The following is a 16,345-nucleotide window of genomic DNA, read 5'->3' on the forward strand; positions in this document are numbered from 1 at the left end:
CAGGGGCCGGGGGTGAGACGCAGCGTCTCACGGAGGCCGAGACGCAGCCGGCACGCTGCAATGGCCGGTCTCATTCTGCGCTGCGGCGACGCCTGCGTACAACCGCGCGGCACTGCTCTGGATCAACGCTTTGCCAGATTTTTCGGCGGTTTGGCACAGGCTGTGCTGAAGCGGTTACAGCTGGCCGCGGCCAGCCTTCTGTGTGTCGAGACAACCGGAGAACAACAAGATGTCCACTCACCTGTCCACCGATCAATTGCTGCATGCCTACACCGTGATGCGCACCATCCGTGATTTTGAAGAACGCCTGCACGTGGAATTCGCCACCGGCGAGATCCCCGGTTTCGTGCACTTGTATGCCGGCCAGGAAGCCAGCGCCGCCGGGGTCATGGCCCACCTCAATGACGAAGACTGTATCGCCTCCAACCACCGTGGCCACGGCCATTGCATCGCCAAGGGCGTGGACGTGTTCGGCATGATGGCCGAAATCTATGGCAAGAAAACCGGGGTATGCGGTGGCAAGGGCGGCTCCATGCATATCGCCGATCAGGAGAAGGGCATGCTCGGCGCCAACGGTATTGTCGGTGCTGGTGCACCGTTGGCCGCCGGGGCGGCGCTGGCCTCCAAGCTCAAGGGCAGCCAGGGCGTGGCCGTGGCCTTTTTCGGCGACGGTGGCTCCAACGAGGGCGCGGTGTTCGAGGCAATGAACCTGGCCGCGATCATGAAACTGCCGTGCCTGTTCGTCGCCGAGAACAACGGCTATGCCGAAGCGACCGGCTCCGGTTGGTCGGTGGCGTGCAAGGACATCGCCGAGCGCGCCGTGGGGTTCGGCATGCCTGGCGTCATTGTCGATGGCAACGACTTTTTCGCCGTGCACCAGGCGCTGGGCGTGGCGGTGGAGCGTGCGCGCAACGGCGAGGGGCCGACCCTGGTAGAGGTCAAGTTGAGCCGTTTCTACGGTCACTTCGAGGGCGATGCGCAAACCTATCGTGGCGTTGACGAAGTAAAAAACCTGCGTGAATCCCAGGATTGCCTGGTGCTGTTTCGCACGCGTTGCCAAGCCGAAGGTTGGCTCGACGCCGGGCAGTTCGAGCGCATCGACGGTGAGGTGGCCCAGTTGATCGAAGACGCCGTGCGCCTGGCCAAATCCGATCCCAAGCCCCAGGCCGCTGACTTGCTCAGTGACGTCTACGTCGCCTACCGCTCATAACAATAATCTTCGGAGAGAATTTCATGGCTCGCAAAATCAGCTATCAGCAGGCAATCAACGAAGCCCTGGCCCAGGAAATGCGCCGCGACCAGAGTGTGTTCATCATCGGTCAGGACGTGTCCGGCGGCACCGGTTCTCCTGGTGAGCAGGACGCCTGGGGCGGTGTACTCGGTGTGACCAAGGGCCTGTACCCGGAGTTTCCCGAGCGCGTACTCGATGCGCCGTTGTCCGAGGTCGGCTACGTCGGCATGGCCGTCGGCGCCGCGACCCGTGGCATGCGCCCGGTGTGCGAGTTGATGTTCGTCGACTTCATCGGCTGCTGCCTCGACCAGTTGCTCAACCAGGCCGCCAAGTTCCGCTACATGTTCGGCGGCAAGACCACCACGCCGTTGGTGATCCGCGCCATGTACGGTGCCGGGCTGCGCGCCGCCGCCCAGCATTCGCAGATGCTCACCTCGATGTGGACGCACATTCCCGGCCTCAAAGTGGTGTGCCCGGCCACGCCTTATGACGCCAAGGGCATGCTGATCCAGGCGATCCGCGACAACGACCCGGTGATCTTCCTTGAACACAAGATGCTCTATAGCCTCCAAGGCGAAGTGCCGCAAGAGCTCTACACCGTGCCGTTCGGCGAAGCCAACTTCGTGCGCGAAGGCCGTGACGTGACCCTGGTGACCTACGGGCGCATGGTGCATATCGCCCTGGAAGCCGCCGCGAACCTGGCGCGCCAAGGCATCGACTGCGAAGTGCTGGACCTGCGCACCACCAGCCCCCTGGACGAAGACAGCATCCTGGAAAGCGTGGAGAAAACCGGGCGCCTGGTGGTGATCGACGAGTCCAACCCGCGGTGCTCCATCGCCACCGACATCAGTGCGCTGGTGGCGCAGCAAGGCTTTGCGTTCCTGCGTGCGCCGATAGAGATGGTCACCGCGCCGCACACCCCGGTGCCGTTCTCCGATGCGCTGGAAGACCTGTACATCCCCAATGCCGCGAAGATCGAGGCCGCTGTGCTGAAGATTGCCGACAAGAGGACTGCCGCATGATCCATACCTTGACCATGCCCAAGTGGGGGCTGTCGATGACCGAAGGTCGCATCGACGTCTGGCTCAAGCAACCCGGTGACCGGGTGGAGAAGGGCGAGGAAGTGCTGGATGTGGAAACGGACAAGATCTCCAGCAGTGTCGAGACGCCGTTCAGCGGCGTGTTGCGCCGGGTCTTGGCGTTGAGCGACGAGACCTTGCCGGTAGGCGCGCTGCTGGGGATCGTGGTGGAAGGCGAGGCCAGCGAGGAAGAGATCGATGCGGTGATCGAGGGTTTCAACGCCGGGTTTGTCTCAAGCGGCGCCGAGGCCGAAGCCACGGGGCCGAGTGCGCAAAAGGTCGAGGTGGGCGGGCGCTTGTTGCGCTATCTCGACCTGGGCGAGGGCGCTACGCCGTTGGTGCTGGTGCACGGGTTTGGCGGCGACTTGAACAACTGGCTGTTCAACCAACCGGCCCTGGCCGCCGAGCGCCGGGTGATCGCCCTGGACCTGCCGGGGCATGGCGAGTCGGGCAAACTTCTGCAAACGGGTGATGCCGAGGAATTGAGCCAGGCGGTGCTGGCGTTGCTCGATCACCTCCAGCTCGAGCGCGTGCACCTGGCCGGGCATTCCATGGGTGGGTTGGTCAGCCTGACGCTGGCCAGCCAGGCGCCGGAACGGGTCGCTTCATTGATCCTGATCGCCAGCGCCGGACTTGGGGTGGATATCAACGGCGACTATCTGCAAGGGTTCGCCGCCGCGAATAACCGCAACGCGCTCAAACCGCAACTGACCCAACTGTTCAGCGACCCGGCGCTGGTCACCCGGCAGATGCTGGAGGACATGCTCAAGTTCAAGCGGTTGGAAGGGGTGGATCAGGCGTTGAATCAGCTCAATGCCCAGTTGTTTGAAGGTGGGCGCCAGCGCCTGGATTTGCGCAACGTGGTGGGGCGGCAACCGAGCCTGGTGATCTGGGGCGGTGACGATGCAATCATCCCGGCCGGACATGCCGAGGGGCTGCGGGCCCAGGTGGAAATCGTGCCGGGGCAGGGGCATATGGTGCAGTTGGAGGCGGCGGAGCACGTCAACCAACTGATCGCCACCTTCCTGAAAACCCAGCCTTGAAATGCGGCTAATGTGGGAGGGGCCCCTCCCACATTTTCAAAGTGAGCGCTTGAGGGTTTCGCTGGGCAGTTCCTTGAACAACGCGCGATAACTGTTGGAAAACCGCCCCAAATGCCAGAACGACCAATTCATCGCCACCTCGGCCACGGTCGTTCCGGTACTGCTCAGCAACTCCCGCCGCGCGCCATTCAGGCGCCGCAAGCGCAACCACTGCGCCGGGCTCATCCCGGTGTAGGTCTTGAAACCCTGCTGCAACTGGCGCAAAGGCGCGCCGACAATCTGCGCCAGTTCCAGCAGGTTGACGGTTTCATCCGGCGCATCCGCCGCCCATTCGCCGATGCGCGCCATCAACTGGCGCTCGTCACTGCGCTTTTGCAATGCGCTGCGATCCAGGCCCACACAGGCGTTGTCGAGGATGAACAGGCAGTCGTCGAGCAGTTGCCGGGTGAGGCAAACCGGGTCGACGACCGTGGACAAGCGCGTCAGCGTGCCACTGAGCCAGCGGCTGAACAGCGCGTTCTGCTGGCAGGTCAGCGGGGCCATGAACAGGCCTTCCAGCCGGCTCATATCCAGGCCGTGGCGCTGTACGAATTGCGGCCCGAATACCACGGCCACTTCCCGGTAGTTTTCCGGCGTGATCCAAGTGTTGCGGCTCTCACCATTGAGCAGATACAGCGCGTTGTCGCTGCCATCGAAACAGAATGCCAGCGAGCCCGGCGGCGCATTGAAATGCTGCTCGACGCGGGTATTCATGCACTCTTCGTACACCTGCACCCCCTGCAGGTCGAGGTAACGGATGCGTCCGGCAAAATGCCCAGGCGACATCTGTTGGTACTGCTGCACCCAGCCGGGTGTCGCCCTGCATTGGGCGGCCACATCACCGGTGGCGGAGGCCTGTACGCGCAAAGCGGTTGCCTGTGTCATGGAAAATCCGTGCGCACTCTATTGGTGCGTTGTGCTGCGTGCAAAGTGGATAGATGCCGTTTGTAAGCTGGCCCAAGATAGACCTCAATGCGCCGCAAGTACAAGCCGGCGGCGCATCCATCCCATGACGAGGTCCTTATGAACGCCCCCTTCGATCAGCTGTCCGCCTGGCTGAAAGAACACAAGATTACCGAAGTCGAATGCGTGATCAGTGACTTGACTGGCATCGCACGCGGCAAGATTGCGCCCACCAACAAGTTCCTGCATGAGCGAGGCATGCGCCTGCCGGAAAGTGTGTTGCTGCAAACGGTGACCGGGGACTTTGTCGACGATGACATCTACTACGACCTGCTCGACCCGGCGGATATCGACATGGTCTGCCGCCCCGTGTCCGACGCCACCTATGTGGTGCCCTGGGCCATCGAGCCTACCGCGATTGTGATCCACGACACCTTCGACAAGCAGGGCAACCCCATCGAGCTGTCGCCGCGCAACGTGCTGAAAAAAGTCCTGCGGCTGTATAGCGAGCAGGGCTGGCAGCCGATTGTCGCGCCGGAAATGGAGTTCTACCTGACCCAACGCTGCGAAGACCCGGACCTGCCTCTGAAAACCCCGGTGGGCCGCTCCGGTCGCGCCGAGACGGGGCGCCAGTCGTTTTCCATCGATGCCGCCAACGAATTCGACCCGCTGTTCGAAGACGTCTACGACTGGTGCGAAGCTCAGGGCCTGGACCTCGATACGCTGATCCACGAAGACGGCCCGGCGCAGATGGAAATCAACTTCCGCCACGGCGACGCGCTCGACCTGGCCGACCAGATCACCGTGTTCAAACGCACCCTGCGCGAAGCCGCGCTCAAGCACAACGTGGCCGCCACCTTCATGGCCAAACCGGTGGCCGACGAGCCGGGCAGCGCCATGCACCTGCACCAGAGCGTGGTCGACAGCGCCACCGGCAAACCGGTGTTTGTCGACGCCGACGGCAAGATGAGCGAGCTGTTTTTGCATCACATCGGCGGCTTGCAAAAATACATTCCCACGCTGCTGCCGATGTTTGCGCCCAACGTGAACTCGTTCCGGCGTTTTCTGCCCGACACCTCGGCGCCGGTCAACGTTGAGTGGGGCGAAGAAAACCGCACCGTCGGCCTGCGCGTGCCCACGTCCAGCCCCGATGCCATGCGTGTGGAGAACCGTCTGCCGGGCGCGGATGCCAACCCGTACCTGGCGATTGCGGCGAGTTTGCTGTGCGGCTATCTGGGCATGATCGAGCGGATCGAACCCAGCGCGCCGGTGGAAGGCCGCGCCTACGAGCGTCGCAACCTGCGCCTGCCGTTGACCCTCGAAGACGCGCTGGCGCGCATGGAGGCGTGCGACACGGTCAAGCAGTACCTGGGCGACAAGTTCGTGCGTGGCTATGTCGCGGTCAAGCGTGCCGAGCACGAGAATTTCAAGCGGGTGATCAGTTCCTGGGAGCGGGAGTTCCTGCTGCTAAGCGTCTAAAAAACCAATAAAGGGGTGTCGACATGCGTCTTGTGAACAAGCTTCTCCCGCTGGCCCTGGTGGCCGCTTTCAGCAGCACCAGCGAAGCGGCACCAACGGTGAGCGTCTACAACTGGACCGATTACATCGGCGAGACCACCTTGGCCGATTTCCAGGCCAAGACCGGGATCAAGGTGATCTATGACGTGTTCGATTCCAACGAAACCCTGGAGGGCAAGTTGCTGGCGGGCCGCACCGGGTATGACGTGGTGGTGCCATCCAACCACTTCCTGGCGCGTCAGGTGAAGGCCGGGGCGTTCCTCAAGCTCGACCGCGCGCAGTTGCCCAACTTCAAGAACCTCGATCCAAAACTGCTCGCGCTGCTGGAGAAGAATGACCCCGGCAACGCGCACTCGGTACCGTACCTGTGGGGCACCAATGGCATCGGCTATAACGTCGACAAGGTCAAGCAGGTGCTGGGCATCGACCATATCGACTCGTGGGCGGTGCTGTTCGAGCCGCAGAACATCAAGAAGCTCAACCAGTGTGGTGTGGCGTTTCTCGACTCGGCGGACGAGCTGTTCCCGGCGATCCTCAACTACATGGGCAAGGACCCGCGCAGTGAGGACCCCAAGGATTACCAGGAAGCTGAAGCCAAGCTTTTGACGCTGCGGCCGTACATCACCTATTTCCATTCGTCCAAATACATTTCGGACCTGGCCAACGGCAATATCTGCGTGGCCTTCGGCTATTCCGGCGATGTCTTCCAGGCGGCCAACCGCGCCAAGGAAGCCAAGAACGGGGTGAACATCGCTTATTCGATTCCCAAGGAAGGCTCCAACCTGTGGTTCGACCTGTTGGCGATTCCCGCCGACGCCGGCAACCTCAAACAGGCCCACGCGTTCATCAACTACCTGCTCGACCCCGAGGTGATCGCCAAGGTCAGCGCCTCGGTGGGGTACGCCAACGCCAACCCGGCGGCCAAGGCCTTCATGGACCCGGAACTGGTGAACAACCCTGAGGTGTATCCGCCGCAGGCAGTGCTCGACAAACTCTATATCTCTACCACGCCGACACCGGCGACCATGCGCCTGATGACTCGCGCCTGGAGCACAGTGAAGACCCACAAATGATGCAGTCCAACGACCACGTCCGGTCCTATTACCGGGCCACGGCCAATGCCATGCCCGAGCGCCCGTCACTGACCGCTGACCTGAGCGCCGATGTGTGCGTGGTCGGCGCGGGTTTTACCGGGATCAACACCGCCATCGAACTGGCCCAGCGCGGGCTCTCGGTGATTGTGCTGGAGGCCCGGCGTGTCGGCTGGGGCGCCAGCGGACGCAATGGCGGGCAGTTGATCCGCGGCATCGGCCACGATGTGTCGGGGTTTGCCAAGTATGTTGGCGAGGAGGGCGTGGGTTATTTGCAGCGCGCGGGGATCGAGTCGGTAGCGCTGGTGGGCGAGCGCATTCGTGAACATGGGATCGACTGTGATCTGCGTTGGGGGTTTTGTGAGTTGGCCAATACACCCGCGCAATTTGCCGCGTTCAAAGACGAGCAGGAAAGCCTGGCGGCCCTGGGGTACATCCATGAAACCCGGCTGGTCGGGCCACAGGATATGCAACAGGTGGTGGCGGCCGATATCTATGCCGGTGGCTTGGTGGACATGGGCTCCGGGCACTTGCACCCGTTGAACCTGGTCATGGGCGAGGCGCAGGTGGCCGAGTCCCTTGGGGTGCGGATTTTCGAACACACCGAAGTGCTGGAACTGATCCACGGCGACAGCGTGCAGGTGCGCTGCGCCGGCGGCACGGTGCGCGCCGCCCACCTGGTACTGGCCTGCAATGCGCACCTGGACGCGCTGGAACCACGGTTGAACGGCAAGGTGCTGCCGGCGGGCAGTTACATCATCGCCACCGAGCCCTTGTCGGTGGAACGGGCCAGTCAATTGATTGCGCAAAACCTGGCGCTGTGCGACCAGAAAGTCGGCCTGGATTACTACCGTCTCAGCGCCGACCGGCGCCTGTTGTTCGGTGGCGCCTGCCATTATTCGGGGCGCGATCCGGCGGACATCGCCGCGTACATGCAGCCCAAGCTGCTCAAGGTGTTCCCGCAATTGGCCGACACCGCCATCGAGTTCCAGTGGGGCGGCAAGATCGGCATCACCGCAAATCGCTTTCCCCAGGTGGGGCGGTTGAAGCAATACCCGAACGTGTTTTACGCCCAGGGCTATTCCGGACACGGCCTGAACGTGACCCATTGGTGCGCACGGCTGCTGGCCGAGGCGATTCACGCCGGTCACAGCCCGGGCCTGGATATCTTCAGCCAGGTGCCGCACATGACCTTTCCCGGCGGCAAGGCGCTGCGTTCGCCGCTGCTCGCGTTGGGCATGTTGTGGTATCGGTTGCGGGAGTTGATGCATTGAAGCGCCAGCCATGGCAGGCTGGCTGACGTTTTCCCAAGATTTTTGGAGAGTTATCGTGCCAACAGCATCAGCAATCATTGAAATCCCAGTATCGGCCGATCAGGTCTGGCAATTGGTCGGCGGCTTCAACAGCCTGCCGGATTGGTTGCCGCTGATCGCCAAGAGCGAGCCAGGTGAGGGCGGTCGCGTGCGTCACCTGACCACTGCCGACGGCGGTGTGATCGTCGAGCGCTTGCAGACCTTTGACAATGTGGCGCGCACCTACAGCTACACCATCGAAGAGTCGCCGTTTCCGGTGAGTGCGTACCTGGCGACGTTGCAGGTCGAGGCGTTGACGGACGCGTCGGCGAAGGTGACGTGGTCCGGTGTGTTCACCCCATCGGCGGGCACCACGGAGGCGGCGGTGGAAGAGTTGTTCGCCGGTGTTTACAAGGGTGGGGTTGAGGCGTTGCGGGCGAATTTCTGACCTTGCCCGAAAGGCTCTGGAGGTCCGATGTGGGAGGGGGCTTGCTCCCCATAGCAGAGGTTCAGTCACAGCAGTATTGACTGATCTTGCGCTATCGGGAGCAAGCTCCCTTCCACATTTAGGGCTGTGGTGTTCTCAGGCTTCAGGCATCAACTGCTGGCGGCACTCCAGCACCAACCGTGCTCCGCCTTGCTCGCTGCTGCCCACCTCCAGCTTGAACCCATGCAGGTTGATGATCGCCGCCACGATCGACAAGCCCAAGCCGAACCCGCCTTGCTGGTCGCCTTCATCCACGCGGTAAAACCGTTGGAACACCGCCGCACGTTCCGCCACCGGGATGCCCGGCCCGGAGTCGTGCACTTCGATGCGGGTGCTGCCGGTATCATTGAGCCCACGCAAAATCACCGTGCCCCCCGGCGGGCTGAACTTGATCGAATTGCTCAGCAGATTGGACAGGGCTTCGAACAGCAGCGCGCGGTCGCCGGTGATCCAGGGCAGGGACTCCGGCGTCTCCAGTACCAGCTGCAGCTCGCCTTCCTCGGCCAACGGCAGGTAAAAGTCATGCAGCTCGCGCAGCAGCGGCAGCGGGTCCATCACCAGAAAACCCGAGCGGCGCTGGTGGTCTTCCAGTTCCGAGATTCTGAGCAGGCCACGAAAGCGCGCCATCAGGGTGTCGGTCTCGGCGATGGCGTCGTCCAGTTGCAGGGCATGGGGCGACTCGGTATCGGCCTGTTGCTTGATCCGGTAGAGGTGTGCCCGCAGGCGGGTGAGCGGGGTGCGCAGGTCGTGGGCGATGTTGTCGCACACGCCCTTGACCTCGTTCATCAGCTTTTCGATGCGGTCGAGCATGGCGTTGACGATGGCCGCGAGCATGTCCAGTTCGTCACGCCGGTTCGACAGCGGCAGACGGTGGGTGAGGTCGCCGGCGACGATGGCTTCGGCGCTGGCCTGGATCCCGCGGATACGCCGCAACGGCCGGCGACGCAGCAAATGCCAGCCGGCGGCGCCGGGGATAATGGTCAGTGACAATGCCCACAGCAGCGCATGCCAGATGATACGCGTCACGCCGAACAGCGAACCGTTGGCGCGCACCAGCACCAGCCAGCGGCCGTCGTCGGTGTGGGTGGCCACGGCGTCGCAGCTGTCCTTGGGCAGTTTGGGGTCGTCGGAATCGACGCAGTTGGCCAGCGCGTGGATCTTGCCGTCCAGGGGCAGGTCGGGCGGGATCGCGCGGATCGGCCCGCTTAACGGGTGGAATTGTTCGTCGAACAGGCCGTAGGCATCCACGCCTTTCATGTCGAAGGTCATGCTGGTGGTCAGCGCTTCCACCAGTTCTTCGCCGTCGAAGCGTTGGAACAGGTGCTGGCGCTGCAGCAGCGAATGGCGAGACAGGTCGCCCAGGTAACCGGACACCTCGTAATACAGCACCCCCATCAGGATGCAGCTCCAGGCCACGAACAGCGAACTGTACAGCGCCAGCAAGCGGCTGCTGGACGAACGCCAGCCCTTAGAGGGGTTCAGCAATGACATAACCGGAGCCTCGTACCGTGCGAATCAGCGGCGTGAGGCCCGGTGGGTCGATCTTCTTGCGCAAACGACCGATGTGCACGTCGATCAGGTTGGTGCCGGGGTCGAAGTGATAGCCCCAGACTTCCTCGAAGATCATCATCCGCGACAGGATCTGCCCGGTGTTGCGCATCAGGAATTCGAGCAATTTGTATTCGGTGGGCAGCAAGGTCAGGGGCTGATCGGCGCGGCTGGCTTCGCGGCTGATCAGGTTCAGTTCCAGGTCTGCCACGCGCAGCGCGGTCTCGAACTCCTTGACCGTGCTTTTGCGCCGCAGCAGTACTTCGACGCGGGCGGCCATTTCATCGGAGGCGAACGGCTTGGTGAGGTAGTCATCACCGCCGGCGCGCAGGCCGCGCACGCGCTCGTCCACATCGGAGAGGGCGCTGATCATCAGGATCGGCGTCGACACGCCAATGGTGCGCAAGGTGGTGACGATGGCCAAGCCATCGAGTTCGGGCAGCATGCGGTCGAGGGTGATCAGGTCGTAATCACCACTCACCGCACGGACCAGGCCCTCGCGGCCGTTGTCCACCCAATCTACGTCCAGTCCATGGCTACTCAGCTCGGCGACGATCTCGCGAGCCGTTACGGCGTCATCCTCGATGGTCAAAATGCGGGTCATAGGATTACCTGGTGAGCGATTCGCACTAGAAGTACGCGTATTTTGCCAAGAAATAGCTGAACGCTTCCTAAATAAAACTTCATGTGTTCAGGGGTAACTCGGTTTTTATGGCGGACACCCTCAATCAGAGCGGTGTCCGGGGCGAGATTGCATTACGCCCGCCCAAAACCGTGGTTTCTTGCAACTTGCATGGGTTGGGTAAGTTCAATTTAGTTAAGTGACTGAAATATAAGTATTTTTATTTGGTTTGTGACTGGCATGGTGCCTGCAATTTTCAGACGCGTACCGTCTTTTTCCTGCCAGGAGCACAACAACAATGATCACAACCACATCCACACTGCAAGCGTCGAGCACGCACTCCGGGGTTTCCTGGGGGGCGATCTTTGCCGGGGCCGCCGCGGCGGCTGCATTGTCCCTGATCCTGGTATTGCTGGGCTTCGGCCTGGGCTTTTCGGCCGTGTCGCCGTGGGCCAACAGCGGTATCAGCGCCAAGGGGCTGGGTATTTCCACGATTGTCTGGCTGGCATTCACTCAGATCGTCGCTTCAGGCCTGGGCGGTTATATCGCCGGTCGCCTGCGCGTGAAGTGGGCCAACATGCATGGCGATGAAGTGTACTTTCGCGACACCGCCCACGGCTTTCTGGCCTGGGCGGTCGCCACGCTGGTAACGGCGACCCTGGTGGTCGGTTCGGTCAGCAGCGTGGTGGGCGGCGGCGTGCAGGCCGGCGCCAGTGTGGTATCGGGTGCGGCACAGGCGGCCGGTACGGCGGCGCAAGGCGTGAAGGGCGATGACTATGGCTACTACGTCGACAGCCTGTTCCGCGATGACCGTCCCGTGGCCGTCAGCGACGACGCCGCACACGGCATGGTTGCACGCATTTTCACCCGCACCCTGAGCAACGACGGCCAACTCGCCGCCGAAGACCGCGCCTACCTGGCCCAGTTGATCAGTCAGCGCACCAACCTCAGCCAGGCCGACGCCGAGGCGCGTATCGACAAGGTCTACGGTGACGCGCGCAAAGCGGTTGAAGACGCCAAGCTTAAAGCCAGGCAAGCCGCTGATACGGCTGCCAAAGTCGCTGCCTATACCTCGCTGTGGACCTTTGTCGCACTGCTGATCGGCGCCTTCTTTGCCAGCTTCGCCGCGACCTTTGGTGGCCGTCGCCGCGATGCCGTGGTGTACGTCGAAACCGAAACCTACGTTCGTTAATTCAAGGTCCATCATTCAAGGAGAGCATCATGCGTTCATTACTTCTGTGGTTCCTCGGCGTGCCGATCCCGGTGATCATCCTGATTGCGATCTTCATGCATTGATTCCGGGCTGAGCTCGGTCACAGGGGAGGGGGCTTGCTCCCTCCCACCTGTTATCTGCGGTGTGTCCGGTAATCAGTCGTCGAATCCGACCTGTTCGTGAATCTCATCCACCTTCAACTCCAACCGGTACGCCACCGCTATGAATAACGCCTGGCACAGGCACAAGGTGGCGCTCAACGAGCGGAAAGCAAACGACGACCCTTCATTTACCAGCAGCACCGCGTTCGCCCGCTTGGCCAGGGGCGACAGGTTGCTGTCGGTGATGATCAGGGTCTTGGCCTGGTGGTGCTGGGCGATGCGCAGGCAGTGCTGGGTCTCCTTGCCGTAGGGCGTAAAGCTGATGGCGATCACCAAGTCATTGGCGCGCACGCTGCGCATCTGCTCGCGGTAGCTGCCGCCCAGCCCCGAGATCAGGTGGATGCGTTTGTTGGTGTGCTGCAGGTTGTAGACCAGGTAGTCCGCCACCGCAAAGGAGCGGCGTACGCCGACCACGTAGATGTTGTCGGCGTTGACCACCAAGTCCACGGCTTTCTCGAAGGCCACGTCATCCAGTTCCAGCCCCAGGCGCTCGATGCCCGAGAGTGTGGCATTGACGCACTCTCGCGCCAGGTCGCCGCCGCTGGCCTTTTGCGATTTGTTGGCGATCATGCTGCGGATGCGTTGCTGGTAGTTCTGTACCGGCGTGGTCTTGTGGGTGTAGGCCTCGCGAAACAACGCCTGCATCTCACTGAACCCACTGAACCCGAAACGCTGGGAGAACCGCACGATGGCCGAGGGGTGCACTTCGCATTCACGGGCGATGTCGCTGATGCGGTCGACCATGATCCGGTCGCTTTGCTGGCTCATGTAGCTGGCGATGCGTTTGAGTTGGCGGGGCAGGCTTTCGTATTCGTCGGTGATCAGCTGCAACAGGCGTTCGGCATTGATCGGAGGGCTGGCGGGGGGGGCTTCCAGGGTGGTCTCGGGATCGGTGCGGGACATGGGCAATCCTTCTGGCGTGTTCGTCTGATGCGCTGATGGGTGGCGCAAGTCTACAGGGTAGGCGTAAAAAAATACCCCGGCATCACGGCCCCCGTGGCCTGCTGAAACGATGCACGGTGGCTGGCGTGCCATTATGCCGGCTTATTGGAAAAAATATTCCACTAAAAATAATTCTGGAATAAATATTGATTGGTGTCGCTGAACGTTCTAGTCTGCTCCCCACCAAGAGCGTTTGCCGTCGCCACGGCGGCACAACGCAGGCTGATAAAAATAACAGGAGCCAGCATGGGCCAGACTCGTTTTGCCAGTGGGCGTCAATTGGATCTGATTTGCCTCGGGCGCCTGGGCGTCGACCTCTACGCACAGCAAGTGGGTGCGCGGCTTGAGGACGTATCCAGCTTCGCCAAGTACCTCGGCGGATCGTCCGCCAACATCGCCTTCGGCACCGCGCGGCTGGGGCTCAAGTCGGCGATGCTCAGCCGTGTGGGCGACGACCACATGGGGCGTTTCCTGGTCGAATCCCTGGCCCGCGAAGGCTGCGACGTCAGCGGTATCAAGGTCGACCCGGAACGTCTCACCGCGCTGGTGTTGCTGGGCCTCAAGGACCGCGAAACCTTCCCCCTGGTGTTCTACCGCGAAAACTGCGCCGACATGGCGCTGCGTGCCGAGGACATCAGCGAAGCCTTCATTGCCTCCAGCAAAGCGCTGCTGATCACCGGCACGCATTTCTCCACCGACAGCGTCTACAAGGCCAGCATCCAGGCCCTGGACTACGCCGCCAAACACAACGTCAAGCGCGTGCTGGACATCGACTACCGCCCGGTGCTGTGGGGCCTGGCGGGCAAGGCTGACGGTGAAACCCGTTTTGTCGCCGATCAGACGGTCAGCGCGCATGTGCAGAAGATCCTGCCGCGCTTCGACCTGATCGTGGGCACCGAAGAAGAATTCCTGATCGCCGGCGGCAGTGAAGATCTGCTCACCGCATTGCGCACGGTGCGCGGACTTACCCCGGCGACCCTCGTGGTCAAGCTCGGCCCGCAAGGCTGCACGGTGATCCATGGCGCGATTCCATCACGCCTGGAAGACGGCGCGATCTACCCCGGCGTACGCGTCGAGGTGCTCAACGTGCTGGGCGCCGGCGATGCGTTCATGTCGGGCTTTCTCAGTGGTTGGCTCGTTGATGCCAACGATGAGCGTTGCAGCCAGTTGGCCAACGCCTGCGGTGGCCTGGTCGTGTCGCGCCACGCCTGCGCCCCGGCCATGCCGACCCCCGCCGAGCTGGATTATCTGTTCAACAGCCCGGTGCCGATCACCCGGCCGGACCAGGACGTGACCCTGCAACGCCTGCACCGCGTCAGCGTGCCGCGCAAGGCCTGGAAGCAACTGTTCATCTTCGCTTTCGACCATCGCTGGCAGCTGGTCGACCTGGCACAACGCGGCGGGCAGGACCCGACGCGTATCAGTGAGATCAAGCAGCTGTTTATCCAGGCCATCGAGCGCGTGGAAAAAAAGCTCGCCGAGCAGGGCGTCGATGCCGACGTGGGCCTGTTGGCCGACCAGCGCTTCGGTCAGGACGCGCTCAACGCCGCCAGCGGTCGCGGTTGGTGGATCGCGCGCCCGGTAGAAGTTCAGAATTCGCGCCCGCTGGCCTTCGAGCACGGCCGTTCGATCGGCAGCAACCTGATCGGCTGGCCCCAGGAGCAGATCATCAAGTGCCTGGTGCAATACCACCCGGATGACGAACCCATGCTGCGCCTGGAACAGGAAGCGCAACTCAAGGCGGTGTACGACGCCTCCCTGGTCAGCGGGCATGAGCTGCTGCTGGAAGTCATCCCGCCCAAGGATCACCCATCCACTTACCCCGACGTGCTCTACCGCAGCCTCAAGCGCCTGTACAACCTGGGCATCTACCCGGCGTGGTGGAAGATCGAGGCGCAGTCGGCCGAGGACTGGAAGCAGCTCGACGCACTGATCCACGAGCGCGATCCGTACTGCCGTGGCGTGGTGCTGCTGGGCCTGAACGCTTCGGCGGAGTTTCTCGCCGACGGCTTCAAGCAGGCCGGCCAGAGCACCACCTGCCGCGGGTTCGCGGTTGGCCGCACGATCTTCCAGGAACCGAGCAAGGCGTGGATGGCGGGGGAGATTGATGATGAGACTTTGATTGCGCGGGTACAGGCTACCTTCGAACAACTCATCAATGCCTGGCGCAGTGCCCGAAATTAGATCAGGTCAAATGTGGGAGGGAGCAAGCCCCCTCCCACAGAAAGCAGATCCCAGTGAATTCTGAAGATAAAAACAAAAGGTGCAGCCATGCCCGCAATCCGAATTGGCATCAACCCGATCTCCTGGAGCAACGACGACCTGCCGGCCCTGGGCGGCGAAACGCCCTTGAGCACCGCCTTGAGCGAAGGCAAGGAGATCGGCTACGAAGGTTTTGAACTCAACGGCAAATTCCCCAAGGACGCCAAGGGCGTCGGCGATGTGCTGCGCCCTTATGACCTGGCGCTGGTCTCCGGCTGGTATTCCAGCCGCCTGGCACGGCGCTCGGTGGCCGAAGAAATCGAGGCGATTGCCGGCCATGTCGACTTACTCAAGCACAACGGCGCCACCGTACTGGTGTATGGCGAGGTGGCCGATTCGATCCAGGGCTCGCGTATTCGCCTGATCGAACGCCCGCGTTTCCATAGCGAGCAGGCCTGGCAGGACTACGCCGACAAACTCACCGAGCTTGCACGTTTCACCCTGTCCCAGGGCGTGCGCCTGGCCTACCACCACCATATGGGCGCCTACGTCGAATCCCCGGAAGACATTGACCAGTTGATGCGCCGCACCGGTGCGGAAGTCGGTCTGCTGTTCGATTCTGGCCACTGTTATATGGGTGGCGGCGAACCGCTTGAGGTGTTGCGCAAACACATCGACCGGGTCTGCCATGTGCACTTCAAGGACGTGCGCAAGCCGGTGGTGCAACTGGCGCGCAACCAGATGTGGAGCTTTCCCGACTGCATCGTCAACGGCACTTTCACCGTGCCCGGCGATGGCGATATCGACTTTGCCGAACTGCTCGATGTGCTGATGGCCGCGAAATATGCGGGCTGGCTGGTGGTTGAAGCCGAGCAGGACCCGGCGGTGGCGCCCAGCTATATCTATGCAAAAAAGGGCTACGACACCTTACGCGCGCTTCTCAACGATGCACTTCTCAACGAGAGGATTTGAGT

General features: G+C 62.2%; 14 protein-coding genes. 10 read left to right on the top strand and 4 right to left on the bottom strand.

What is annotated here, in order from left to right; translation table 11 throughout:
- Positions 1–229: 229 nt before the first annotated feature.
- The 3 genes from PSH66_RS13525 to PSH66_RS13535 are packed head-to-tail and all read left to right on the top strand — an operon-like array spanning position 230 to position 3,353.
- Complete coding sequence (locus PSH66_RS13525; protein ID WP_078732874.1) at positions 230–1,210, top strand: thiamine pyrophosphate-dependent dehydrogenase E1 component subunit alpha; 981 nt, start codon at positions 230–232, stop codon at positions 1,208–1,210.
- Positions 1,211–1,233: 23 nt separating this feature from the next.
- Positions 1,234–2,253 carry an alpha-ketoacid dehydrogenase subunit beta gene (locus tag PSH66_RS13530; protein WP_003173515.1) on the top strand — a complete coding sequence of 340 codons (1,020 nt, stop codon included), beginning with the start codon at positions 1,234–1,236 and terminating at the stop codon, positions 2,251–2,253.
- Positions 2,250–3,353: an acetoin dehydrogenase dihydrolipoyllysine-residue acetyltransferase subunit gene (locus PSH66_RS13535; protein WP_305429361.1), complete on the top strand. Its 1,104-nt coding sequence runs from the start codon at positions 2,250–2,252 to the stop codon at positions 3,351–3,353. The genes PSH66_RS13530 and PSH66_RS13535 overlap by 4 nt, the downstream gene beginning before the upstream one ends.
- A 36-nt stretch (positions 3,354–3,389) precedes the next feature.
- Here the strand turns inward: PSH66_RS13535 and PSH66_RS13540 are convergent, their stop codons facing one another.
- Positions 3,390–4,277, bottom strand: a complete 888-nt coding sequence (locus PSH66_RS13540) for a helix-turn-helix domain-containing protein (protein ID WP_305429363.1) — start codon at positions 4,275–4,277, stop codon at positions 3,390–3,392.
- A 138-nt stretch (positions 4,278–4,415) separates the two neighbouring features.
- Between PSH66_RS13540 and PSH66_RS13545 the strand changes: the two genes are divergently transcribed.
- The 4 genes from PSH66_RS13545 to PSH66_RS13560 are packed head-to-tail and all read left to right on the top strand — an operon-like array spanning position 4,416 to position 8,644.
- Positions 4,416–5,774, top strand: coding sequence for a glutamine synthetase family protein (locus PSH66_RS13545; protein ID WP_305429364.1), 1,359 nt, complete (start codon positions 4,416–4,418; stop codon positions 5,772–5,774).
- A gap of 23 nt (positions 5,775–5,797) precedes the next feature.
- Positions 5,798–6,886 (top strand): polyamine ABC transporter substrate-binding protein, encoded by a 1,089-nt coding sequence (locus PSH66_RS13550; protein WP_003173523.1) that lies wholly within the window; start codon positions 5,798–5,800, stop codon positions 6,884–6,886.
- Entirely contained in the window at positions 6,883–8,178 is a 1,296-nt protein-coding gene (locus PSH66_RS13555) for an FAD-binding oxidoreductase (protein WP_305429365.1), read from the top strand. The genes PSH66_RS13550 and PSH66_RS13555 overlap by 4 nt, the downstream gene beginning before the upstream one ends.
- 55 nt (positions 8,179–8,233) lie before the next feature.
- Positions 8,234–8,644, top strand: coding sequence for an SRPBCC family protein (locus PSH66_RS13560; RefSeq protein WP_042945706.1), 411 nt, complete (start codon positions 8,234–8,236; stop codon positions 8,642–8,644).
- Between the two features lie 135 nt (positions 8,645–8,779).
- Here the strand turns inward: PSH66_RS13560 and PSH66_RS13565 are convergent, their stop codons facing one another.
- Together PSH66_RS13565 and PSH66_RS13570 are read right to left on the bottom strand one after the other, a co-directional pair.
- A complete protein-coding gene (locus tag PSH66_RS13565) occupies positions 8,780–10,174 on the bottom strand; it encodes a HAMP domain-containing sensor histidine kinase (protein ID WP_003173526.1) in 1,395 nt (464 codons plus the stop codon).
- Entirely contained in the window at positions 10,152–10,835 is a 684-nt protein-coding gene (locus tag PSH66_RS13570; RefSeq protein ID WP_003173528.1) for a response regulator transcription factor, read from the bottom strand. The genes PSH66_RS13565 and PSH66_RS13570 overlap by 23 nt, the downstream gene beginning before the upstream one ends.
- 316 nt (positions 10,836–11,151) lie before the next feature.
- Here PSH66_RS13570 and PSH66_RS13575 point away from each other — a divergent pair, with 316 nt between their 5' ends.
- Positions 11,152–12,045, top strand: coding sequence for a hypothetical protein (locus PSH66_RS13575; RefSeq protein WP_003173529.1), 894 nt, complete (start codon positions 11,152–11,154; stop codon positions 12,043–12,045).
- A 176-nt stretch (positions 12,046–12,221) separates the two neighbouring features.
- On the opposite strand, the gene PSH66_RS13580 is transcribed toward PSH66_RS13575, so the two are convergent.
- The gene (locus tag PSH66_RS13580) at positions 12,222–13,130 is read right to left on the bottom strand and encodes a MurR/RpiR family transcriptional regulator (protein WP_003173530.1); all 909 of its coding nucleotides are present in this window, start codon (positions 13,128–13,130) and stop codon (positions 12,222–12,224) included.
- A gap of 285 nt (positions 13,131–13,415) precedes the next feature.
- On the opposite strand from PSH66_RS13580, the gene iolC reads away from it, so the two are divergent.
- Positions 13,416–15,353: a 5-dehydro-2-deoxygluconokinase gene (gene iolC / locus PSH66_RS13585; RefSeq protein ID WP_003173532.1), complete on the top strand. Its 1,938-nt coding sequence runs from the start codon at positions 13,416–13,418 to the stop codon at positions 15,351–15,353.
- 87 nt (positions 15,354–15,440) lie between these two features.
- Positions 15,441–16,343, top strand: a complete 903-nt coding sequence (gene iolE / locus PSH66_RS13590) for a myo-inosose-2 dehydratase (RefSeq protein WP_003173533.1) — start codon at positions 15,441–15,443, stop codon at positions 16,341–16,343.
- Positions 16,344–16,345 lie beyond the last annotated feature (2 nt).

Source organism: Pseudomonas sp. FP597, assembly GCF_030687435.1.
In the GTDB taxonomy this organism is placed as follows: Bacteria; Pseudomonadota; Gammaproteobacteria; order Pseudomonadales; family Pseudomonadaceae; genus Aquipseudomonas; species Aquipseudomonas lactucae.